The sequence below is a fragment of the Collinsella sp. zg1085 genome, from assembly GCF_018889955.1.
In the GTDB taxonomy this organism is placed as follows: Bacteria; Actinomycetota; Coriobacteriia; order Coriobacteriales; family Coriobacteriaceae; genus Collinsella.
On record NZ_CP076545.1, the window covers coordinates 957,023 to 980,370 of the forward strand.

Below are 23,348 nucleotides of genomic sequence, written 5' to 3' on the forward strand. Positions count from 1 at the left end.
TCTATGAGCTATACCTTCGTATGACCTGCCGTGCATAGCTGCGCGACCACGCGTCAACTTCTAACAGATGCTCAAGCGACTCAACCGGACGCGCAACATGCATGTCCATACACCGCTCAACCGTCTCATCAATGGCGGTAAAACCGATGCTGCCATCTAAGAACGCATAGACTGCAATCTCATTAGCCGCATTGAGCACACAAGGCATCGTACCCCTTGCGCGCGCCGCTCGCTCAGCAAGCTGCAAGCACCTAAAGCTTTCCATATCGGGTGCATCAAAGCTACATGCTTGAAGTTCAAAAAAGTTTAGGCGCGGCGCAGGCGTTTCCCAGCGCTCAGGATATGAAAGTGCATACTGAATAGGAATACGCATGTCAGAGATGCCAATATGAGCAAGTATTGACCCGTCGCAGTACTCCACCATTGAATGAATCTTCGACTCAGGGTGAATCAGAATTTCAATCTGGTTGAGGTCTGCATGAAACAGATGCATGGCTTCAATGCGTTCAAGACCTTTATTCATGAGAGTTGCCGAATCGATGCTAATCTTGGCACCCATGTTCCAGGTAGGATGTGCAAGAGCATCGGAGGGTGTTTTGTGCATCAATTCTTGGCGCGAAAGACCACGAAAAGGGCCACCAGAACAGGTGAGCCAAATTTTATGGGTAGCTCGCGCATCTTCGCCTTGGTAACATTGAAAAATTGCAGCATGCTCTGAATCAACCGGTAAGAGCTGGTCTGCAGCTACCATAGGCATGATTAGGTCGCCGCCCACAACAAGCGACTCTTTATTGGCGAGTGCAACAGTTTTTCCTGCTTTAATAAGCTCGTAGCAAGCAGTAAGACCTGCAGCTCCAACAACACTTAGCACAACAATATCAATATCTGAATCTTTGCACGCTTCAATTGCATCATGCATACCTACGAGCAACTTCGTTGTTGAAGAAAGCTCAGATAACACCGCATCATGGCTATGACGCTCATCAGTCACTGCAACCGTTGGCACCGATAAACGCTGTGCTACATCGACAAGTGTCTTGGTTTGCGTATGCACCGATATAAACTTAAGCGCAAGTTTATCGGTGTGTTGAGCAATAACATCGATGGTTTGTGTGCCCACAGAACCGCTTGCCCCAAGAATAGCAACGGTTTTAATACAATCACTCACAATACGCCGCCCAAACTCAACATAAGATGCGCCGTAATACATCCAAAAATAAGCGAGTCCATGCGATCAAGCATGCCGCCATGACCAGGAATAATGTCACCTGAATCTTTAACTCCTACCGCACGTTTAATGCGGCTTTCAATAAGGTCGCCAAAAACACCCATGACAGATACAACAAGCCCACATATAACGGCATAGCTTATATCAAGTTTATAAAAGCCTGTCGCAGCAAGAATAAGCCAAATGAGCACCGAACCAACAAGGCCTGCAACAAAACCTTCCCAACTCTTCTTTGGGCTAATTTTGGGCACCATCTTATGTTTGCCAAAACGTGTACCAAACATATAGGCAAACGAGTCAGAGAGCCAAAGTGAGGCGCATACTCCCACGCTTAAAAGTGCACCTTGCCATCCATCTATACTTGTGCGGGTAAGCACAATTGCCGAGAGCATAAACCCTGTGTAGAGCGGTCCAAAAACGGTTGTAGCAATATCAGCAATACGGGTACGAGGCGAATAGACGTACCATAAGCCAACTGATAAAAAGAGCACAAAAATTGTAGCAAGCAAATATGCCTGACGACCTAGCGCGGAAAGAGGAAATAAAACACTTGTTATGAGGCCGAGCACTACATTGGGCACCTTGCCATCACGGCGCACCATGCGGAAAAACTCAAAACAGCAAAGTCCTGAGACTATAGCAATATAGATTGCCGTTGTGTAGCGCCCTACAAATAATGAAGCTATAAAGGTGCCCGCATAGAGCAAGCCCCAAATGGCTCGTGTTAAAAAACGCTCAACCCATCCAACGCGCGATTCGGGCTGCTCAGGTGTTGTAGCTTTTGAAGTGGACACGATCCTCCCTACATACTCGTTAAGCAGGAGTATTCGATACAGAAACAAGACCCCCAAAGCGCCGCTGTCGCTGTTGGTAGGCATAGATTGCCTCGAGTAGTTCCCAGCGATCAAAATCAGGCCAATAGGTATCGGTGATATAGAACTCGCTGTAAGCAATCTGATAAAGCAGATAGTTTGAAACGCGCATTTCACCTGAGGTGCGAATGACCAGCTCAGGATCTGGAAGATTTGCGGTATACAGATGCTCAGCAAGATGCGCTTCACTAATATCTTCAGGTCTCATATCGCCGCTTTGAACGAGTTGCGCTAAATCTTGTACCGCGCGCACCAGCTCTGCTCGGCCACCATAGTTGACCGCAAGGGCTAGCACCATGCCGGTGTGCTGCCTACATTCAGCAAGACCCATTTCAAAGACATCACGTGTTTTCTTAGGCAAAGCACCTATATCACCTAAGAACCGTACCTGTACGTTTTCACGCTTGAGCAGCGGCAACTCATCAATAAAGGTTTTCGCAAATAAATGCATCAAGAGATTCACTTCATGCTGCGGGCGATTCCAATTTTCCGTCGAGAACGCATAGGCACTTAGTACATCTATACCAAGACGCACTGCAGTGGTTATTATCTCGCGCAAGGCAACAATGCCTTGCTTATGACCCTCAGCACGCATCAGGCCGCGCGCTTCTGCCCAACGACCATTACCATCCATAATGCAAGAGATATGACGCGGAATACGCGTCATATCAAGAGCATCTAAGCTGTGTAAGCCGCTTGAATCAGCAAAGTGTTCTTTAAGTGCATCAAAATCGCTTAACACCTAAATCTCCATGACCTCAGCTTCTTTGGCGCGCAGAAGTTCATCAACTTTGGCAACATATGCATCGGTATGTTTTTGCACCTTTGCCTGCTCACGGCGTACCTCATCCTCAGAGAGCTCTTCATCGCGATCAAGCTTATTGTTGTAATCACGCCGAATGTTTCTAATAGAAACTTTTGCCTGCTCAGCAAGGTCGCGGCATTCCTTAACCAATTCACGACGACGCTCCTCGGTTGGAGCAGGGAACGGAAGGCGCACAATTGAACCATCAGTGTTAGGCGTAATGCCCAAATCGCTACCTGAAATAGCTTTCACAATGGCATTGACCAAAGCCTTATCCCATGGCTCAACCACGAGCAAATGTGCCTCAGGTGTTTTGATAGCAGCTACCTGTGTAATAGGTGTTGCAACGCCGTAATAATCAACGGTGATATCTGATAGCACATTTGCATTTGCGCGACCCGTTCTGACCTTTGCAAAGTTATGCTTCAATGCCTCAAGGGACTTATCCATATTTTGAGTAATGCCGTCCATTATTAGTCCTCCTGATATACGACAGTACCAACCGGCTCACCTGAGAGGGCACGCTTGATAGTATCGGTGCCTTCAATATTAAGTACGATAATTGGCATCTTATTATCCTGGCAAAGTGCTGTCGCAGTAGCATCCATCACCTGCAAACCACGCACTAAGACCTCGTGATAACTAATGCTCTCAAAACGTACTGCATCATCATTGTTTATAGGGTCTCGATCATATATTCCATCAACTTTAGTTGCCTTGAGCAGGCAATCGGCACCAATTTCACAGGCTCGAAGTGCCGCTGCGGTATCGGTAGTGAAATAAGGATTACCAGAACCCGCTGCAAAAATAACGATGTCACCTTTTGCTAGATGATTCATCGCCCGACGACGAATATAGGGCTCACAAACCTCATTCATCTGAATAGCACTCATAACACGACAGCTTACTTGCTGCTTTTCAAAGGCGTCTTGAAGCGCTAAGGCATTCATGATGGTTGCAAGCATGCCCATATAATCTGCCTGAGCACGATCCATACCCTTTGCAGAGCCTGCAAGCCCACGGAAGATATTGCCACCGCCAACAACAATACCCACTTCAACGCCATCCTGAGCTATTGAGGTGATTTGCTTGGCAAGTCGTTCGGTAACATGGGGGTCAATGCCATAACCCCCCTCCCCCATGAGGGCTTCACCAGACAGTTTGAGCAAGACGCGTTTATATTGATACGTCATTCAATGGCCTCCTTATATGGTCTGATTCATTTTATCAGTATTCTGAGGTCTTTATACACAAAAGCAGGCTATGAGCACGAAGCCCATAGCCTGCTAATACCTCACGAGAAAACAGCGCTACTCACCGCGGGTAAGATGCTCAAATCCAACTACTGTGATAGCGTCATCAACAGTCTTTGAGACCTGAGCAGCATACTCCTTAACAGTAATGCTGCTATCCTTAATAAACTCTTGCTCACACAAAACAGAACCCTTGAAGAATTTTTCAAGGCGACCAATAGCCATCTTCTCTTGAATGGCCTCAGGCTTGCCAGACTCTGCAGCTTGAGCCATATAGATGGACTTCTCATGCTCGACAGTCTCAGCCGGAACATCCTCACGAACAGCGCAAATAGGTGAGGTTGCGGCAATTTGCATAGCTACATCATGAGCAAAGGTCTTGAATGCCTCAGAAGTAGCTGTCTCAGGATTTGTAAAGCCAAACTCAGCAAGAACACCAATCTTGCCACCCATATGGAGATAGCTCGAAAGTGCACCAGCCTCAGTTGAACGACGAGCAAAACGAGCAATTTTCATATTCTCGCCGATAACGTGAATGAGCTCAGTCAAAGCAGCCTCAACGGTCTCATCACCCATAGACGTCGCAAGCAAAGCATCGAGGTCTGCAGGATTTTCACGCACAACAAGCTCGGCTACTGCTATTGCAAAGTTGGTAAACTTAGGATTAGAGGCTACAAAGTCAGTCTCGCAGGAAATCTCAACCAATGCGCCTGTTTGACCGTCTTCAGAAATAAAAGCACCAATCGTGCCTTCGTTTGTTGCACGACCAGCCTTTTTAGCAGCAGCAGCAAGACCATTTTTGCGCATAATATCAACAGCGGCCTGAATGTCACCATCAGCCTCTACAAGCGCCTTCTTGCACTCCATCATTGGTGAGTCAGTGAGCTCACGGAGCTCCTTTACCATGGCGGCGGTAATCTGTGCCATAGATAGTCCTTTCAATCACGTAGACAGTAAAGCTACGGTTTATTTACTCTGCAGCTACTTCAGCGCTTGCAGGCTCAGCCGCGGGTGCACCAGCCATTTCAGCCTCAGAAATCTGCTCTTTGCCAGTGCCAGCCAAGCATGCATCAGCAAAAAGCTCGCACATAAGAGAAACTGCAGAAATAGCGTCATCGTTGCAGGGAACGCCATACTCAATCTCGTCTGGATCAGAGTTGGTATCGATAAGAGCAACTACCGGAATACCCAAACGCTGTGCCTCTTTAATAGCGTTTTCTTCGCGCTTGGTATCAATAACAAAGAGAGCCTGGGGCAGAGCCTTAAGATCGCGTGCACCACCAAGGTTGGTTTGAAGCTTAGCAAGCTCTTTACCTAAAACAGCCTGCTCCTTCTTAACGCGCAAAGCCATTGAGCCATCTTCAACCATAGTTTCAAGCTCTTCCATGCGGTTAATACGCGAACGGATAGTTACAAAGTTGGTGAGCATACCGCCCAACCAGCGCTGGTTGATATAGGGCATGCCAGCACGCTCGGCAGCACTCTTAACGGCCTCTTGAGCCTGCTTTTTGGTACCAACAAAAAGAACTTTACCGCCACCTGAGCAAATGTTGCGCAGGAACGAGTAAGCGCGGTCTGCCTCAAGAACGGTCTGCTTAAGGTCTAAGATATAGATGCCGTTACGCTCACCAAAGATGAATGGCTTCATCTTTGGGTTCCAGCGGCGTGTCTGGTGACCAAAGTGGCAGCCAGCCTCAAGCAGTGTACGAATGTTAATCTTGGTAGCCATATAAACCTCCTGTGGTTTGCCTCCGCGCGAGGTCAACCTCGTATGCCACCTGATCAATAGCTACCAAAGATTCAGGCACCACGGCACGTGAGTAGTCGCGCGTGTGAGATGGATGCTGCGCTTCTGCGCAACCTGAAAAATAATAGCAGCTTCTATACTCTGTGCAAGTTGGGACATAGAAGATGTTAAGAAGCTGTGGGATTGCGCGTATCTATAGGTATATCTTCAGCTCGCGGATGCGCCTGGAGCATGACATGGCGTAGATGCTCAGGATGTATGTGAGTGTAGATTTGCGTAGTTGAAAGTGAAGCATGTCCTAGTAGTTCTTGTACCACCCGCAAATCAGCGCCTCCTTCAAGCAGGTCAGTTGCAAAGGTATGCCGCATTGCATGGGGCGATATATCAGCAGGTAAACCAAGGGTACGGCAGAGCTTTTTGAAGCGATAGCGAAGTGCTGCAGCATCCATTGCGCGTCCATGACCAGAAATAAAAAGAGCGCTCGTCTGCTCCTTTCGAGAGCTCTTATCAAGTAAGACAGAGCGCGCAGAATGGATATAGGTCTGAACCGCGGTTTGTGCCCGCGTATAAAGCGGAACAATGCGCTCTTTTGAGCCCTTTCCAAACAGATGAACCGTCTGCATATCTGTCTCAAATGAATCAAGCGTAAGTCCAGCAAGCTCCGATATTCGAGCCCCTGTTGCATACAACAACTCAAGCATGCACTGATCGCGTATATCCTCAGGCTCATTGCCTCGAGGAAGAGCAAGAAGTTCTTCCATTTGAGCATGAGTAAGTGTATGCGGAAGTGTATGTGGAATTTGAGGTGCACTCATAACAGCTGTAGGGTCCTCATCAATCAGGCCTTGCTTAAGCAACCAGCGATGAAAAGACTTAAGTGCTGACACATGTGCAGCAATGGTGCGCGGCGCATACCCCGCTTGCACGAGGCTTCCTACATAGCTTCGTATAGAACGCATACTTGGATTAAAACCGCTCAGTTGCTTTCGCTCACACCAACGTGCATAGGCCTCTAAGTGAGAGCGATAGGCTTTGAGCGTCTCAGGTGAAACACCAACTTGCACCCGTAGATACTCAAGCATTGCATCAATATGTTCGTAAAGTTCCATGGATTTAACTTAATGAAGCATAAGCTCAGGACGTTTTGCCAGATATTGTGCCAAATCGGCATCAGAGCGCTCGGCATAGGCTTGATAGCGGTCTCGTTTTGAACGGGGACGTATGCCTTTAAGCGCTGGTAGTAAGCCAAAGTTTCCGTGCATCGGCTGATAGTTAGAGGTTTCTGGATTGGTTGCATAGGCTATCAATGAGCCAAGTACGGTTGTTTCAGGAAGTGATACCGCTTGCATATCATTAAGCTCAGCGTAGGTTTGAAGTGCAGCAACGAGTCCGGAGGCTATCGCTTCAACATAGCCCTCAGTACCGGTAATTTGTCCTGCAAGCCGAATGGGGCTTCCCGGTATTTTGAATGTTTTATCAAGTACATGAGGCGAATCTACAAAGGTATTGCGGTGCATGACGCCAAAACGAAAAAACTCTGCCGATTCAAGACCCGGAATCATCCGAAAAACCCGTTGTTGTTCGCCAAAACTAAGATTTGTTTGAAAACCAACTAGATTATAGGCACTACCTTCACGCTGTTCAGCGCGCAGCTGAACTGCCGCCCAGGGGCGCTTGCCAGTACGTGGGTCAATAAGACCAACAGGCTTCATAGCACCAAAGCGAAGCGCATCAAGACCAGTGCGCGCAACTTCCTCAGCTGGTTGACAAGCCTGAAATAACTCACGACGCTCAAAATCTTTGAGAATGACTCGCTTTGCATGTATCAATGCATCAATGAAACGCTCATATTCTTCTTTGTTGAGTGGTGCATTAAGGTAATCACCTCTCCCCTCATTGTCCCAACGCGACTGCCGAAATAACACATCATAGTTAAGCGTACTTGCATCAACAATGGGAGCCGCTGCATCATAAAACGAAAGTGCCTTAGAACCTATACGGTCAAGAAGCTTTTGCGTAAGCGTTGGTGCGCATAAAGGTCCCGCTGCAAGAATAACTATACCTTGCGGAAAGTCTTGTACTTCTTCACGAATGACATGTATGTTTTCGCAGGCAGCAATAGCCTTATCAACAAGACGTGAAAACTCACGTCGATCAACCGCCAAAGCGCCACCAGCTGCAACGCGTGCCTGTTCAGCATAGGCTAGAAGTTTTGACCCAAGTACCTTAAGTTCGCGTTTAAGCGTACCTGCCGCTGAATCATAGCGGGTTGATTTCAGTGAATTAGAACAGACCAGCTCAGCCAGGCTATCCGTGTGATGAGCCGGAGAAGAGAGAGCTGGCCTCATCTCATAGAGCTGAACACTACACCCGCGAGCAGCAAGCTGTAGAGCACACTCACAACCTGCAAGTCCACCTCCAATGATGTGTACGATATGCTGACTCATGTCTATCTCCTCATGTTCTTGTTCACTTAAAACTATTGTGACTGATGTGTCCCTGCGCGTGAAGAGCACACGTTGTAAGCGATATACGTCCATCAAGCAGACGCTCGCACACGCCTTGCACCATAAGCTCAGATACTACCAATAAACTTGCTTGTACATCTTGAGATAGTATCTGAGCAACTTCTTCTATATGCAAAGGACTTGCAATAAGAGCCTCCATGAGCCGATGTATTGCTTGTGTACCCTGTGCAGTTGTTTGAGATGTGGGACGAGAAAAGCGAAGCACCTCAAAAATACGCGAAATGGCCATCTCAAGGTCATCTTCATCGGCTATGCAGGTAGCACCAGTTGCAATAAGATAATTGCTACCTCGTGACAGTTTTGACAAAATCGAACCTGGAACTGCAAGCAATTCACGCTCTAGCTCAATAGCTGCTTCAGCAGTGGTAAACGTGCCCGAAGGCATACCAGCCTCAGTAACAAGCAGTGCTTTTGCAAGTGCAGCAATTATTCTATTTCGCCGAGGAAAAGCCCAACGTCGTGGTTCTTGCCCCCACGGGTCAAGTGACACAATGGCGCCACCTTGCTCAAGTGTTTGGTCAAAGAGTCTGCGCGACGAACGTGGATACACAACATCTGCCCCACATCCCAACACTGCAATGTGCTTTCCTCCTGCTTTAAGCGCTGCTAATCCAGCAGCGCAGTCACACCCACGGGCACCACCTGAGATTACAACTATGTTTGATTCTGCAGCTACACGTGCCGCCATTTCAGCAATAGCAATACCATAGGGCGTTGCCAGTCGTGCGCCTACAATAGCAAGTCCTGCCTCGTGCAAAACATCAACATTACCACGTACATACAAGACAGGCGGGGCGTCCATAAGGTCGCGTACTGAGCTTGGATAGGTTTCATCACTGATAGCTAACTCATGGCGTGGATAGTCAGATGACATTGCCCATCCTTCCTTGATACATTGCACTTTCCAGAAGATGTTGAGTTGAAACTGCCTCTGATTCATCCATATCAGCTATAGTTCGTGCCACCCGGCAAAGGCGCATAATCCCGCGCCCTGTTAGGTGATTGCGAGAAGCAACGCCAACAAGCGCCTGTGTGCCATCTCTATCAAGTTGAAATGCTTTTGCAAGCCCATCGATACCAGGTCTTTTCGTTAGTACTTCCGCCTCAGGATTATGGGCTTTTCGCCAAGCGGCAAAATAAACAGCTCTCTCAACTAACATAGACAAATCATGAGTTGAAAGCCCCTCTGCCCCTTCAACAATAAGCTGAGGATTGGGTCGATGAATATCAAGCGTGATGTCAATACGGTCAATAAGAGGTCCTGCAAGCTTTGCTTGATAGCGCTCAACAGCATGATGCTGACATGAGCAGGGAACATCGCGATCACCTAAATAACCGCAAGGACACGGATTGCTGGCTGCCAAAAGCTGAAAACGAGCAGGAAAGCTAAAGACACCATCGACACGAACAATTCTGAGACAACCTTCTTCAAGCGGTTGGCGGAGTAACTGAAGAATAGACTGAGGAAACTCGGCAAGTTCATCTAAAAAGAGCACGCCACCGTGTGCCAGGCTCACCTCACCGGGGCGCACTGGTCGCCCACCGCCCACGAGGCCTGCCGATGAAATACTATGATGAGGACTGCGAAAAGGTCGAATGCCCGCGATAATCCCCGCAGTATTTTCTCCCACAACCGAATGAATACGCAGGGCTTCCCAATACGCTGATGCCTGTATAGGAGGCAGCAAGGATGTCATGCGGCGTGCAAGCATGGTCTTTCCAGCTCCTGGGGGACCTACCATGAGCATGCCGTGATTGCCAGCAGCCGCAATGGCTAGACACCGTTTAGCCATTTCCTGTCCAATGACCTCAGAAAAATCCGGAACAGGCGCAGATGTGGCAGAGGCTTGTGTGTGCATTATCGGACGAATTGCCTCAGTAATCCCCTCTCGAAGTGATGCAATATGATGTATTTCCGCACACGGTAACTCGTCAATATCAACGTGGTCGCTCCCCTGCCCACGCACCAGCTGAAGCCCCATATCACGTGCGAGTAAAGCATAGGCAATATCACCTTTAACCGAATGTACGCTTCCATCAAGCGCAAGCTCACCGCAGAACATCTTTTCATCCAGAGCTTCTCGCGGGATTTGATGAGTAATTGCCAGAATCGCAATGAGAATCGGGAGGTCAAAACCAGTTCCCGTTTTTCGCACATCACCAGGAGACAAGTTGATGGTGATATTTTTTCGAGGCATGTCATAGCCGCCTGCGCGCAATGCAGAACGAATACGCACCCGTGCATCTAAAACAGCAGCATCGCCGAGCCCCACAATACACATACCCGGTATTCCACCTGAAAGCGAAACTTCAACGGTCACAGGCACTGCATCAATTCCTCTTAAACAAGCAGCGTGCACAGCAAAGGAAATCTCCTGAGTGCAACTCATATCTCTGCATCCCATCCAAAGGCTTGAGGAATATAATGAACGTCGTAGGTGCCATCTGGAGTAATGCTAACGCCAATAACATCAAAACGAATAGCAGGTATGGGGTAATGCTCCATCATGTAACACCCAGCAATCCTGCGATACCGCCTGCGTTTTTGTGCAGTAACACTTTCTTCGGCATAGATTTCATCTTGTTGTATACAACGACGCGTCTTAACCTCAACAAGGACAACAAGCTCATCAGCTGGGTCGAAAGCAACAATATCTGCCTCACCCTCGCTGCATCGATAATTGCGCTCAATTATCTCCATACCTTGGCTTATAAGATGAGCGGCAGCAATATCTTCCCCGAGTACGCCTAATTCTTTTCGCGTAAGACTCGCATATAAACTGGGGCAAGACGGCTTGTCAGCTGATGCAGCTGTCTCGTGTATGAGTTCTGAATAATACAGCTGGGTGTGTCGTGTCGGGCTCATAGAATCTCCTCTCAACTTAGGTGAGCGGAGTATCCATCATGATTTCTAGCCCAAATCTCGTATTATCTGCAACATGTCTTGCTTGAAACTCATACAAAACTCTTCGTTTTCTACTTTCCCCAGCTCATAAGCATCATCGCTAGACGCTCACTACAAAAGCTCTCCTCAGAATAACGACAGGTTTTGAAGAAAGTTTCCACAGAAACTTACACGGTGCAGAGGGCTTAAACCCTTCTCTTGAATTGCCTTGATATGTTGGGGTGACGCATAACCCTTGGATTCTGCTAAGAAATAGCCCGGATACACCTTATCCAGTTCAATCATGAGCTCATCACGAGCAACTTTTGCAACAATGCTTGCCGCAGCAATACAAGCAACTCGAGCGTCCCCATGAACCACATTACGCTCGCGCTCATGGGCGCCGAGCGGGTTGCCATCCATAAGCACACAGTCGGGATTGACACCAGTATCTGCAATTGCGCCAACAACTGCACGGCGCAAAGATTGCGTGATACCCTGCGCATCAATATCTGCAGGCTCAATATGACATATCCCAACTGCATCAGCTAATTCAAGGATTTGCGCCGATAAAACGCTTCGTTGTTGTGGACTCAGTTTTTTTGAATCGTTTAAGCCTTGAATCTCAGGAGCGTGTGGAAGTTGCAGAGCACACACGGTAAGAGGTCCTGCAAGTGAGCCGCGTCCAACCTCATCAACACCCAAAACGATACCTTCACCACCAAGCTCAAGCATATCGAGATAGAGTCCATGAACACGTTCTGACTCAAGCTGTGCGCGCTCGATTCGACGCAGAGCACGCTGGCAGGCCTTTTGCACTGAGCTTCTCGGATCATCTCTAAACAGGGCAACAAGCTCAGGAACTACCTCAAGGGGTGCCGAATTAAGCTCGGCGATTACTGCTGATGCTGTGTGCGTATGTGCCATGATTACCTCATTTTTAGCTCACAAAAAAGGGCCGCACACGGCGACCCTCAAGATTTTCAGTAAGCAAATGTCTTTAGCGCTTCTCGGGAATACGAGCTGCCTTACCCACCTTATCACGAAGATAGTAAAGCTTAGCACGACGTACACGACCATGACGCACAACCTGCAACTCAGCAATCTTAGGGCTATGCAGCGGGAAGGTACGCTCAACACCAACACCAAAAGAAAGCTTACGAACCGTAAAGGTCTCGCGGGCACCAGCACCACTCATGCGGATAACGTCACCCTGAAATACCTGGATACGCTCGCGCTCGCCCTCCTTAATGCGATAGTGCACTTTGACATTGTCGCCAACACGAACCTGGGGAATGTCTTCCCGGATTTGCTGACGCTCAATTGCGCGGATGAAGTCCATGTATAGTTCCTCACTCTTCCAGAGGTGCCGCACGCGTACGCCGGCACATAGTTTGAACAAACGTTGCTATTATAGGGATGTGCTGGTGCATGGGTCAAGAATCAGATTCGTTCATGCAAAATATCACGACTTCTCCGCAGTGAACGTGCCCGCACGCTGAAGCACCGCCTGTGCAGCCGCTAGTCTTGCTACCGGCACACGATACGGTGAACAACTTACGTAGTCAAGCTGCGCCTCATTAAAGAACTGCACAATACTTGCTGGGTCACCACCATGCTCGCCGCAGACTCCAGTATGTATATGAGGATTTACATCTATCCCCTGCTCATGCGCCATCTCAACCAAGTTCAACACAACCTCATCAATGTGCTCAAAAGGATTTGTATCCATCAAGCCCTGTTGAAGATAGAGGGGAATAAATTTACCTTCTGCATCATCACGTGAAAAACCAAAGCTCGTTTGCGTGAGGTCATTTGTACCAAAGCAGAAAAAGTCAGCGTAGCGAGCAATATCTCCTGCAATAAAACATGCGCGCGGAAGCTCAATCATGGTACCAATAGGAATATCAAGAGAAATGCCACGCTGTTGCTCTATGGTAGCTATGAGCTCTTCTATAACACGGCGCATGTGAACGTGCTCACTCAAGAGCGAAACGAGTGGAATCATAATTTCGGGTTTGGGGTCAAAACCTTCCTGAACCAGCCGAGCCGTTGCCTCAACAATAGCGCGCACCTGCATGTGCGCCAAATCTGGATAGACAAATGACAGACGCACCCCGCGAAGACCGAGCATGGGGTTAACCTCACTCAAGCTATCAATGCGGCGAAGCCGCGTTTGCATAGCAGCAATTTCTTCTGAGTGTCCACCCTCACCTTCAAGCGCCGCAAGTTGAAGTGCAAGCATTCGGGGGTCATCGACAAATTCGTGAAGCGGCGGGTCAATGAGGCGAATGACAACAGGGCGTCCATTCATAATTTTTAGCATGTGATAAAAATCGTCAGTTTGCACAGCTAACAGCTGCTTGAGAGCCTGAGCTTGTGCGTGAGGAGAATCATTCACAATAAAGGTCTGAATGATTTCTTTGCGCTCCCCTAAAAACATATGCTCTGTTCGACATAGTCCTATCGCTTCTGCTCCAAACTTTAGTGCCAGCGCCCCATCAGCTGGAGTATCAGCATTTGCTCGTACATGAGCCGGCTTACCTGAAGGCGGCGATAAACGAATTTCATCTGCCCAGCGAAGTACCTCAATCAGCTCAGGAGTCATAGTGCTTTCGATAAGAGGCAGAGGACCTTGAACCACAGCTCCGCTATTTCCATCAATGGAGATAACATCTCCCTCATGAAGTTCAATAGACGTTCCCGCAACACGAATAAGCTTATTGTCAATATCAATATGCAATGCCTCAGCGCCACACACGCAAGGCGTACCCATGCCTCGAGCGATAACAGCAGCGTGGCTCGTCTTACCGCCATGACTCGTTAGAATACCCTCCGCAACACTCATACCGCAAAAATCGTCTGGATTGGTTTCTGGGCGCACCAGTATTGTTTTGTAACCCGCTTTAACACGTGCTACTGCGTCATCAGAGCTAAAGACAATCTCGCCCACTGCAGCACCAGGGGATGCATTAAGGCCATACGCCAGCGCCGCAATTTGGTGGCTAGGGTCAAAATGCGGATGGAGAACTTGGTCAAGCTGTTGAGGTTCAAGACGAAGGATGGCCTCCTCACGCGTAAGTATGCCTTCTTGCACCATATCAACTGCAATCTTTAAGGCAGCTTGAGCACTACGTTTACCAATACGCGTTTGAAGCATCCATAGTTTTTTGCACTCAATGGTAAATTCAATATCACACATATCTCGATAGTGTTGTTCTAACACGTCAAGTGTTTGATAGAGCTCACGCGCGGGCTTTGCAAGTTCTGGTACGTTTTTAAGATTGGAGATTGAACAGGTATTACGAATCCCTGCAACCACATCTTCACCTTGGGCATTAATGAGATAATCACCATAGGGCTCATGTATGCCTGTTGCAGGATTGCGTGTAAAGGCAACACCAGTTGCAGAGTGCATACCTCGATTGCCAAAGACCATCGCCTGTACATTTACAGCGGTACCGAGTGCATCAGAAATATTGTATTGCTTGCGATAGAGACGTGCTCGCTCATTATCCCAGCTTGCAAATACCGCCTGAATAGCCAAAAGCACCTGGTCAGTAGCTGAGGTGGGAAATGATGCTGACCCTGTTTGTGTCTCAAGGTATGCACGTGTTTGATATGAGATTGCCTGATCAAAAATCTCGAGATAGCGCACAACAAGCGCCTGCAACTGCTCAGTTTTGAGCTCAGCATCAGAGGCGACACCTGCTTGTTCGCGGGCATCCGCAAGAGCGTCTTCAAAAAGATTAAGCGGTATGCCCAACACAACATTGGAAAACATTTGTATAAAGCGACGATAGGAATCCCATGCAAAGCGCAAATTATTGGTGAGCGTTGCCAAACCCGCTACAGTCTCAGGGTTAAGCCCCACATTAAGAACGGTATCCATCATCCCTGGCATAGAAATAGGAGCTCCTGAGCGCACTGACACAAGCAGAGGGTTTTCTGGGTTACCCAAGCGCTTTTGACTCCGCCGTTCAAGGTCGGTGATAGCAGCTTGTATTTCATCTAACGAGCCAGCTGGCCATACTCCCTGTTCTGAATATGAAACGCAGGTTTGACAGGTGATTGTAAAACCAGCAGGTACCGGAAGCCCCATGCGTGCCATTTCGGCAAGATTGGCACCTTTTCCTCCAAGACACCACGCATCATCTGCCCCTCCTTCAGTACAATCAACTCCGTGCTCATCAGGTCCAAATCGATACACATATTGCTTGGCGGCCATCATGGTCTCCTTCCGTGTGAAGATGTGCACTTCACCTCAGAAATGTATAAAAGCTCGCAAATACGAGCTCTGATGGCACTATATAAAGAATGAACAATAATAATTGTTTGCATTTTATAGATAGTATGTGACCGGTTAAAAATCGCCCGTGAGCGGTCACGTATGTGGTTACCTTATGTAGATACCAGTTCTCACAAAGTGCAGCTAGAGCTCTATGCACTAGCTGCATTTATACGCCATACACAAAACAATATTTATCCTCAAGCCTTCAAAGAGGCTCTAGGAGCTTTAGGCTCGTTTTCCCATCTCGGCAAGATTAGCAATGCCGGTAAAAAGTGAGGTAAAGCGATTAAGAAGACGCAAACGGTTAGAACGTATCGCCTCGTCTTCATCCATAACCATGACCGCATCAAAGAAGGCATCAATGGGTTCGCGAAGCTCTGAGAGGCAGCTGAGAGCTGCCACATAATCCTTGGCATGAAGACACTCGTTAAGCCTCGTCTCAGCGCCCTCAATTGCTTGCATAAGCGCGTGCTCGGCAGGGGTGCACAGCTGCATATCAACGTTAATGCCAAGGTCTGCATTTGCAAGATGTGCGGCACGCGCAAAAGCTGTAGCCAAATCATTGAAACCCTGGCCATCGTGTGCACGCGCATCTTCAAGCGCATGCGCACGTGCAAAATAGTCTTGAGGATTTAGCAGGCTAATTGTAGACACTGCTGCAACGGTATCAGCAGCAATTCCCTCATCGCGGGCAATTTGTTGCATACGACCCAAGAAAAACTGCATGAGCTCAGCCTCTGTTGCAGCAATATCACAGGTAATGCCTTGAGCACTATAGGATTCAAGCGATGCCTGAATGAGCGGTTTCAAGTCAATGGCAAAACGCTCACGCATAATATGGATGACACCAATAGCTGCACGGCGTAATGCATATGGGTCCTTAGAGCCAGTGGGAGGCTCACCGATGACAAACATTCCCACAATGGTGTCTAGCTTATCGGCAACAGCAACAAGTGCCCCGCAAAGTCCTGCTGGCAGCTCATCTCCTGCAAAACGAGGCCGATACTGATCACGTATGCCCTCAGCTACGTCCTCGCCCTCCCCTGCAGCCAAAGCATAATATGCGCCCATGACACCTTGCTGACTCGTAAATTCAACAACCGCATTACTCACCAAATCTGCTTTGCACAAATGCGCAGCACGCGCTGCTGCGGCAGCAACTTTGGCACCCACACGTGCTTCATGTGTAAGCGCAAGCGTAAGGTCTTCAATACGCTCAGACTTTGCCAACACACTACCAAGCTTTTGATGGAATCCCACGCGATGTAGGCGCTCGCGAAAACTATCAAGCGATACTTTGAGGTCCTCTTCATAGAAGAACTGCGCGTCTGAGAGTCGGGCACGTACTACGCGCTCATTTCCATCGATAACCGTAGGTGCAACTGTGGGGTCAGCATTCGATACAATAACAAAGGCAGAGCTTAGATTTCCGTCTAAGTCATAGCACGGAAAATAGCGCTGGTTAGATAACATGGATTCGCAAATAATCTCATGTGGAACTTCAAGAAAACTCTCATCGAAATGCCCTACTAACACATCAGGACACTCACAAAGATTAACAACCTCATCAAAAACACGCTGAGGCGTATCAACACGCACCTGGAGCGCGCGCTCAATCTCAGCAATGCCTGCGCGTATACGTTCTGCACGCACAGAAGCCGGATATACCGATGCAGCTTCAAGTACGGAAAGGTATGCCTCCGGAGAGCTAACCTTATGCGCACCTGGTCCCAACACACGGTGTCCATAGGTAACATCACCTGCACAAAGCCCTGCAAACTCAACAGGGATAATTTCTGCGCCCAAAAGCGCACAAATCCAGCGCACTGGGCGAACAAAGCTTTCCTTTGTGGTACCCCAGCGCTGAGAGCGATAATTAGGCCATTCAAGCTGGTGAATTGTTTGCTCAAATAGCTCTTTAAGCAAAGGGAGCGCAGGACGAGCAGCAAGATGACGCTCAGCAAAAACATACTCATGTCCATCGCTATCGCAACGCCGCACAAGCTCATCTGCACGTAAACCAAGTTTTTTTGCAAAGCCTTGAGCGGCTCGGGTAGGATTTCCTGCTTCGTCAAAGGCGATACTGGTCTTTGGCCCCCGAAGCGTTTCATGAACTTCAGGGGTGCTCGTTGCAAGGTTTTGAATAAGAATCGCAAGGCGACGCGGGCTTGAAATCACCTCAAGCGCATCAAAGGTCAAGCTAAGCTGCTTTAGACCTTCTTCGATAAGTTTTGCAAACTGGCGCTCGGCGTTTATAAGAGGAGCCGATGGCATTTCTTCAACGCCAAGTTCAAAAAGAACCGGTTTTGTCTCTACCATAGTCTAACCTTACGTCTCTATTGTTGGCTGGTGCTAGCATGAGCTACGTGCTCAAGGTAGCTTTCGCAGGCGGCCTTTGCGAGAGTGCGCACGCGAAGAATATAGGCCGCGCGCTCTGTTGCAGAAAGTGCTCCACGGCTGTCAAGCAAATTAAATGCATGGCTACACTTAAGCACGCAATCATATCCCGGCAACGGGAGCCCCGCATCAAGACATGCATGACATTCGCGCTCGTAATCGTCAAATTTATTGCGCATCATATCAATGTTGGCAAGCTCAAAATTGTAGGCTGAAAACTCACGTTCATTCTCAAGAAACACATCTCCGTAGGTCATTACCGTGCCGTCAGGAGCGGTTGACCAAACTAGATCATATACGCTGGTAACATTTTGCGCATACATTGCAATACGCTCGAGGCCATATGTAATCTCAACAGGAATTGGGTCACACTCAATGCCACCTACTTGCTGAAAATAGGTAAACTGAGTGACCTCCATACCATCAAGCCAAACCTCCCAACCAAGGCCCCAAGCACCAAGTGTTGGGCTTTCCCAGTCATCTTCAACAAAACGTACATCGTGTTGAGCAGGGTCAAGACCAAGCGCTGCAAGTGAGCCTAAATAGAGCTCTTGGGCGTTTTTAGGACTAGGTTTGATTAAGACCTGAAACTGATAATAGTGTTGCAAACGATTAGGATTTTCGCCATAGCGACCATCAGCCGGGCGACGTGAAGGTTGTGGGTAGCAAGCTGCCCATGCTTTGGGACCCAATGAGCGAAGAAGCGTTGCCGTATGAAACGTACCTGCACCTACCTCAGAATCGTAGGGCTGCATAACCGTGCAGCCTTGCGCAGACCAGTAGTGTTCGAGGGCTAAAATCATATCTTGAAAACTCAAAGGCGATGCTGCCATAGGGGTGCAACCTTTCTCATATCAATCGTTCTCACAAGGATTCATACTACCGCATTTGTTTTTGTGTACCTAGAGAAGTCCCGCCCGATTAAGAGGCCAATAACGAAAAACGGCAAGCCCGATAAGGTTTTCTGTGGCAACCGGTCCAAAATAGCGTGAATCGGCTGAATCTTCACGGTTATCCCCCATCATCCAAACATGTCCTTGAGGGACGGTATATGGGTAGCTTATAGCAATACCAGGGGTAGTTTGTGCCAGCGGAAAACTGAGTCCTTGAGTGTAGTGTTCGCTAGATTCTTTGCCATCAATGAGGAGTTTGCCATCTTGAAAATCAATAGTCTGACCTGCAACTGCAATAACACGCTTTACAAGAATTTCATGGTCAGAGCTCATATTAGGATTTTTGAACACCGCAATATCTCCCGGTGTTACCGCCTGTCCCAATTCAAGAGATAGTTTTTGAGCAAAGATATTGTCACCGATTTGAATGGTTGGAATCATTGAGCCAGTAGGAACGGTAAAAGGGGTCACCACAAACTCGCGAATAAGCAAGGCTGCAAGCAACCCAATAGCAATAACAATAAACCACTCTAGGATATTTTTGAAAAGTGTTTTGTCTTGTGATGTTGACATAGCTTATTCACGTTCCTTACGCTCGGGTTGGTGCGACAAATAATACTCTCTTATATAGCGGCGCTCCTCATCAGAAAGCTCAGCATGTTCAAGTAAGTCAGGCCGCCAACGAAGCGTGCGCTCAAGCGCATTTTGCCGCCGCCAAGCACGTATATGAGCATGATTACCACTAAGTAAAACCTCAGGCACAGCTTGACCCTCAAAATCTGCTGGGCGCGTATATTGCTCATATTCAAGCAAACCGCCTGCATTCTCAGGAGAAAAAGACTCATCCACCGAACTCATATCATCACCAAGTACACCTGGCAATAATCGAACAACCGCATCACTCACCACAAGCGCCGCCAGCTCTCCTCCGGTCAAAACATAATCTCCCAAAGAAATAAGCTCATCAGCAAAGCTAAATGCGCGCTCATCAATGCCCTCATAGCGCCCACAAACCATAAGGAGCCGCTTTTTTGTAGCAAGTCGGGCGGCGCTTGCTTGACAAAAAGGCGTACCCGTTGGGGTGAAAAAAATAACATGAGGACGAGGGAGTTCAGGCTCTGATGAAAGTGAACGAATAGCTTCTGCAAGTGGTTCAACTTTCATAAGCATACCAGCACCACCACCATAGGGTTCATCATCAACACTATGATGGCGATCATAGGTCCACCTTCGCAAATCAAAGCTCCGAAAACGGAGATGCCCCTGAGCCTGTGCGCGACCCATGATAGAGGCATCCATATATGAGTTAAATACCTCAGGAAAGACCGAAAGTGCATCAATTAACATGAGCCATCATCTGCCATCAGGCCAGCTGGAACATGCACAGAAATCGGACCGGCTACAGGAATATGTGGAACAAAAGCATCAACTTGCGGCAGTAACAACTCTTGGCCTCCCTCTTGAAAAATAACCCAAATGGGATGAGCAGGGCTTTCAAGAATCTCGGTTATCTGACCTATTTCAGTACCAGACCTATCCTGAACGCTGCGTCCAATGAGCTGCTCAAAGGCAAACTGTGTATCAGAGATATGGATGTCTGAGCGGGCAACTAATATCGTCTTGTTTACCAGAACGCTTGCACCTTGTATTGAGTCAACACCTTGCAGTAAAACGATTGCCTCACTGTCTTGCTGACCACGTATTCGGTCAAGCACAAACCAACGCGGTACATCAAACGAAGGTGGTGTCAGAGCAATTGTCATGCCTTCAAATAAGCAAAAAGGAAGTCCTCGTAGTGGTGCTACGACAACTTCCCCTTTCGTGCCATGTGTGCGCATGACGCGGGCAACATTTTGATAGCGTGCCGACAAGAAACTAGCCCAAAACCTCTACCTCGACCGTGGTGCCCAAGCGGGCGGCAAGTGCACGGGCAAGGGTACGAATAGCTTTGATAGTACGACCCTGACGACCAATGAGTTTAGCAATGTCATCTTCTGCAACACTAATCTCAATCGTAGAAGACTGTGCTTCATCGATAACCTCAAGGCGTAGTGCATCTACATCATCAACAATGCTCACAACCAAGTACTCAACCAAATCTGCAATGCGATCTGATAAGAGTACCTCCTCGCCAGTAGCGTCGATATCAATGATGGGTTCTGAAGACACGAGAACTACTCCTCAGCACCCTCAGACGCAGCAGCTTCGGCAGCAGCCTTGGCAGCCTCAGCCTCTTTTGCAAGCTGCTTCTTTGATTTCTTAGGCTCCACAGAAGCCTTCTCGCCTGCTTGAGCAGCGCGTACCAATGCAGCTACAGCATCGGTAAGTTGTGCGCCCTTACCCTGCCAAGCCTCAATCTTTTCGAGGTCAAGGTCAATAGTTTTAGGGGTGGTTAGCGGATTATAGCGGCCAACCTCCTCAATCAGACGACCATCGCGCGGTGAACGAGCGTCTGCAACAACAACACGATAATACGGACGCTTCTTTGAGCCATGACGGGCAAGGCGAATCTTTACTGCCAATGCAAACTCCTCCATCTTGACAGCATGCTGCTGCACGGATAAACAAACATCGAACCATAATACGCTATCGGCTGGGACAGGTGAAGTCCCACGGGAGCAGAAAATGAGTGAACCGAGCGCAGCACACATCTTAGTCATGATTTTCATAAAGGTCAACGATTATATTTACCTATGTCTAGGCTCTTCGCTATACTGAAATCATGAAAAGCGAACATACATACGATTTACAGCATGTGCTTGATGCCTTTTTTGGTGAATGGAACGGTCCTGCCATAGGTTTATTAGACCTTGATGCTTTTTTTGCAAGTGTGGAGCAACTTGACCATCCGGAATGGCGCGGCAAGCCTGTTATCGTGGGTGGAAATCCACAGATGCACGGTGTTGTCTCAACTGCCTCATACGAGGCACGAGCTTTTGGCGTTCATTCTGCCATGCCAAGCGCACAAGCAAAACGCTTGTGTCCGCATGCCATCTGGACGCACGGCCATTTTGAGAGGTATCGCGCACTTAGTCGGCAGGTGATGAGTATCGTGGCCGATGAAACACCATATCTTGAACAAGTGTCTATTGACGAGGCGTTTTTTGACATAAGCCCTGGTCGCTTTTCGTCAGAAAACCCCGTTGAGATTGTTAAGCGTATCTCGCGACGCGTCGCAGAGCTAGGAATTAGTTGCTCGATTGGACTTGGAACCTCAAAAACTATTGCAAAAATTGCAAGCGAGCGCGACAAACCAAACGGCATCACACTCGTAGCTCCAGGTACCGAGCAAAGTTTTCTCGAACCCCTACCTGTGCGTGCTCTCAGCGGCATTGGATCGTCGTCGTATCGCTCGCTCAGACAGCTTGGTATTACTACGCTTGGCCAACTTGGAAGAGCAGATGTGCGTGATTTGGTACCAATCTTTGGGAGTTCTGCCAAGCGCATGCAAAACCGAGCACGCGGCGTGGAACAAAGTCAGGTCAGAGCGCTGGACGATTATGCACCGGTAAAATCAGTGAGTTGTGAGCGCACCTATGCACAAGACCTTACTACCGAAGTTGAGCTTCATGCTGCCCTCGAGATACTTGGAGCTGAGCTCGGTCGTCGTCTGCGAAAAAAGTGCCTCTGTGGCACCACCATTACCCTCAAGCTAAAATGGGGCAATCGAGACCTTCATACCGCAAGCATGCAACTAAGCGCACCCAGCGACAATGAGCATGAGTTTATGCCAGAGGTCCTAAAACTGCTTTCAAAACTCTGGATACCAGGCACACCTGTCAGGCTGGCAGGTATTGGTATGACCCATTTTGACCATAGGCTTGAGCAGCAAAACATACTCAACAGCCTCGATAGCGCCACTCCTGGCAAGAATCAACGAAACCTCAGCCTTGCTATTGATGCGCTCCATGAACGCTTTGGTAACCACGTGCTTGGGTATGGACGCGAGCGGCATTTTACTCATCCAGACAAACACACACCATCAGATAAATAACATATGCTCAACATATGTTTCAATCAGCTAAAGCGCTAAACGCTCAGCATCTCCCCAAAGCGCCTCAAGCTGATAGTACTCGCGTGTCTCAGGAGTAAAGATATGAATGAGAACCGAGCCATAGTCAAGTAATACCCAGGTGCCCTCAGCACGTCCTTCAATAGCAAGGGGATGTTCCCCAAGCTCTTGTTTAATAACTTCTTCAGTCTCATCAATCATAGCATCGAGCTGGCGAGAATTAAGACCGGTAGCAATAACAAAGTAGTCACAAACATCAGATAGTTGCGTGAGATTGAGCACACAAATATCTTCAGCCTTTTTGTTTGAAAGAGCCTCGGCTGCGGTGCGCGCAAGTGTCTCGGCAGAAATTCCAGCCTGCGAAGTTGAGGCTGGTAATCTATCCATAGATGTATTTTCGTCGTTATCAAGTTGTTCTTGCATGAAGGTATCCATATA

General features: G+C 48.3%; 24 protein-coding genes. 1 reads left to right on the forward strand and 23 read right to left on the reverse strand.

Translation table 11 applies throughout. The features are described 5' to 3' along the window. Window position 1: 1 nt before the first annotated feature. From dxr to rpsP, 22 genes are all read right to left on the reverse strand, one after another. The gene (gene dxr, locus KPC83_RS04055; RefSeq protein WP_371819258.1) at window positions 2–1,168 is read right to left on the reverse strand and encodes a 1-deoxy-D-xylulose-5-phosphate reductoisomerase; all 1,167 of its coding nucleotides are present in this window, start codon (window positions 1,166–1,168) and stop codon (window positions 2–4) included. Further along, window positions 1,165–2,022: a phosphatidate cytidylyltransferase gene (locus KPC83_RS04060; RefSeq protein ID WP_253200865.1), complete on the reverse strand. Its 858-nt coding sequence runs from the start codon at window positions 2,020–2,022 to the stop codon at window positions 1,165–1,167. Before KPC83_RS04060 ends, dxr begins: the two co-directional genes overlap by 4 nt. 19 nt (window positions 2,023–2,041) lie before the next feature. Then, the gene (locus KPC83_RS04065) at window positions 2,042–2,842 is read right to left on the reverse strand and encodes an isoprenyl transferase (RefSeq protein WP_216277999.1); all 801 of its coding nucleotides are present in this window, start codon (window positions 2,840–2,842) and stop codon (window positions 2,042–2,044) included. Then, window positions 2,843–3,376 carry a ribosome recycling factor gene (gene frr, locus KPC83_RS04070; RefSeq protein WP_216278000.1) on the reverse strand — a complete coding sequence of 178 codons (534 nt, stop codon included), beginning with the start codon at window positions 3,374–3,376 and terminating at the stop codon, window positions 2,843–2,845. A gap of 2 nt (window positions 3,377–3,378) precedes the next feature. Continuing rightward, entirely contained in the window at window positions 3,379–4,098 is a 720-nt protein-coding gene (pyrH, locus tag KPC83_RS04075; protein ID WP_216278001.1) for a UMP kinase, read from the reverse strand. A gap of 117 nt (window positions 4,099–4,215) precedes the next feature. Continuing rightward, a complete protein-coding gene (gene tsf, locus KPC83_RS04080) occupies window positions 4,216–5,085 on the reverse strand; it encodes a translation elongation factor Ts (protein ID WP_216278002.1) in 870 nt (289 codons plus the stop codon). Between the two features lie 43 nt (window positions 5,086–5,128). Continuing rightward, window positions 5,129–5,887 carry a 30S ribosomal protein S2 gene (gene rpsB, locus KPC83_RS04085; protein ID WP_216278003.1) on the reverse strand — a complete coding sequence of 253 codons (759 nt, stop codon included), beginning with the start codon at window positions 5,885–5,887 and terminating at the stop codon, window positions 5,129–5,131. Window positions 5,888–6,072: 185 nt separating this feature from the next. Continuing rightward, window positions 6,073–7,014, reverse strand: coding sequence for a tyrosine recombinase XerC (locus tag KPC83_RS04090; protein WP_216278004.1), 942 nt, complete (start codon window positions 7,012–7,014; stop codon window positions 6,073–6,075). A gap of 9 nt (window positions 7,015–7,023) precedes the next feature. Next, window positions 7,024–8,352, reverse strand: coding sequence for a methylenetetrahydrofolate--tRNA-(uracil(54)-C(5))-methyltransferase (FADH(2)-oxidizing) TrmFO (gene trmFO / locus KPC83_RS04095; RefSeq protein WP_216278005.1), 1,329 nt, complete (start codon window positions 8,350–8,352; stop codon window positions 7,024–7,026). A gap of 22 nt (window positions 8,353–8,374) precedes the next feature. Then, window positions 8,375–9,307, reverse strand: a complete 933-nt coding sequence (gene dprA / locus KPC83_RS04100) for a DNA-processing protein DprA (protein ID WP_216278006.1) — start codon at window positions 9,305–9,307, stop codon at window positions 8,375–8,377. Further along, entirely contained in the window at window positions 9,297–10,823 is a 1,527-nt protein-coding gene (locus tag KPC83_RS04105; protein WP_216278007.1) for a YifB family Mg chelatase-like AAA ATPase, read from the reverse strand. Before KPC83_RS04105 ends, dprA begins: the two co-directional genes overlap by 11 nt. Continuing rightward, complete coding sequence (locus KPC83_RS04110) at window positions 10,820–11,299, reverse strand: YraN family protein (RefSeq protein ID WP_216278008.1); 480 nt, start codon at window positions 11,297–11,299, stop codon at window positions 10,820–10,822. The genes KPC83_RS04105 and KPC83_RS04110 overlap by 4 nt, the downstream gene beginning before the upstream one ends. A 165-nt stretch (window positions 11,300–11,464) precedes the next feature. Beyond that, window positions 11,465–12,244 (reverse strand): ribonuclease HII, encoded by a 780-nt coding sequence (locus KPC83_RS04115; protein ID WP_216278009.1) that lies wholly within the window; start codon window positions 12,242–12,244, stop codon window positions 11,465–11,467. A 73-nt stretch (window positions 12,245–12,317) separates the two neighbouring features. Next, on the reverse strand, window positions 12,318–12,659 hold the full coding sequence (gene rplS, locus KPC83_RS04120; RefSeq protein WP_216278010.1) for a 50S ribosomal protein L19: 342 nt from the start codon (window positions 12,657–12,659) through the stop codon (window positions 12,318–12,320). Between the two features lie 123 nt (window positions 12,660–12,782). Next, window positions 12,783–15,545, reverse strand: a complete 2,763-nt coding sequence (gene ppdK / locus KPC83_RS04125) for a pyruvate, phosphate dikinase (protein WP_216278011.1) — start codon at window positions 15,543–15,545, stop codon at window positions 12,783–12,785. Between the two features lie 288 nt (window positions 15,546–15,833). Further along, window positions 15,834–17,927, reverse strand: a complete 2,094-nt coding sequence (glyS, locus tag KPC83_RS04130; protein WP_216278012.1) for a glycine--tRNA ligase subunit beta — start codon at window positions 17,925–17,927, stop codon at window positions 15,834–15,836. 17 nt (window positions 17,928–17,944) lie between these two features. Further along, window positions 17,945–18,838: a glycine--tRNA ligase subunit alpha gene (locus tag KPC83_RS04135; RefSeq protein WP_216278013.1), complete on the reverse strand. Its 894-nt coding sequence runs from the start codon at window positions 18,836–18,838 to the stop codon at window positions 17,945–17,947. Between the two features lie 69 nt (window positions 18,839–18,907). Next, window positions 18,908–19,471, reverse strand: coding sequence for a signal peptidase I (gene lepB, locus KPC83_RS04140; protein WP_216278014.1), 564 nt, complete (start codon window positions 19,469–19,471; stop codon window positions 18,908–18,910). Between the two features lie 3 nt (window positions 19,472–19,474). Next, a complete protein-coding gene (gene trmD, locus KPC83_RS04145) occupies window positions 19,475–20,245 on the reverse strand; it encodes a tRNA (guanosine(37)-N1)-methyltransferase TrmD (RefSeq protein WP_216278015.1) in 771 nt (256 codons plus the stop codon). Next, window positions 20,239–20,769, reverse strand: a complete 531-nt coding sequence (gene rimM, locus KPC83_RS04150; RefSeq protein ID WP_216278016.1) for a ribosome maturation factor RimM — start codon at window positions 20,767–20,769, stop codon at window positions 20,239–20,241. The genes trmD and rimM overlap by 7 nt, the downstream gene beginning before the upstream one ends. A 4-nt stretch (window positions 20,770–20,773) precedes the next feature. Continuing rightward, entirely contained in the window at window positions 20,774–21,067 is a 294-nt protein-coding gene (locus tag KPC83_RS04155) for a KH domain-containing protein (RefSeq protein ID WP_253200866.1), read from the reverse strand. Between the two features lie 5 nt (window positions 21,068–21,072). Next, entirely contained in the window at window positions 21,073–21,420 is a 348-nt protein-coding gene (gene rpsP, locus KPC83_RS04160; RefSeq protein ID WP_216278017.1) for a 30S ribosomal protein S16, read from the reverse strand. Between the two features lie 200 nt (window positions 21,421–21,620). On the opposite strand from rpsP, the gene dinB reads away from it, so the two are divergent. Further along, window positions 21,621–22,892, forward strand: coding sequence for a DNA polymerase IV (gene dinB, locus KPC83_RS04165; protein ID WP_216278018.1), 1,272 nt, complete (start codon window positions 21,621–21,623; stop codon window positions 22,890–22,892). Window positions 22,893–22,919: 27 nt separating this feature from the next. Here dinB and rsfS read toward each other — a convergent pair whose 3' ends face one another. After that, on the reverse strand, window positions 22,920–23,345 hold the full coding sequence (gene rsfS / locus KPC83_RS04170) for a ribosome silencing factor (RefSeq protein WP_253200867.1): 426 nt from the start codon (window positions 23,343–23,345) through the stop codon (window positions 22,920–22,922). Window positions 23,346–23,348 lie beyond the last annotated feature (3 nt).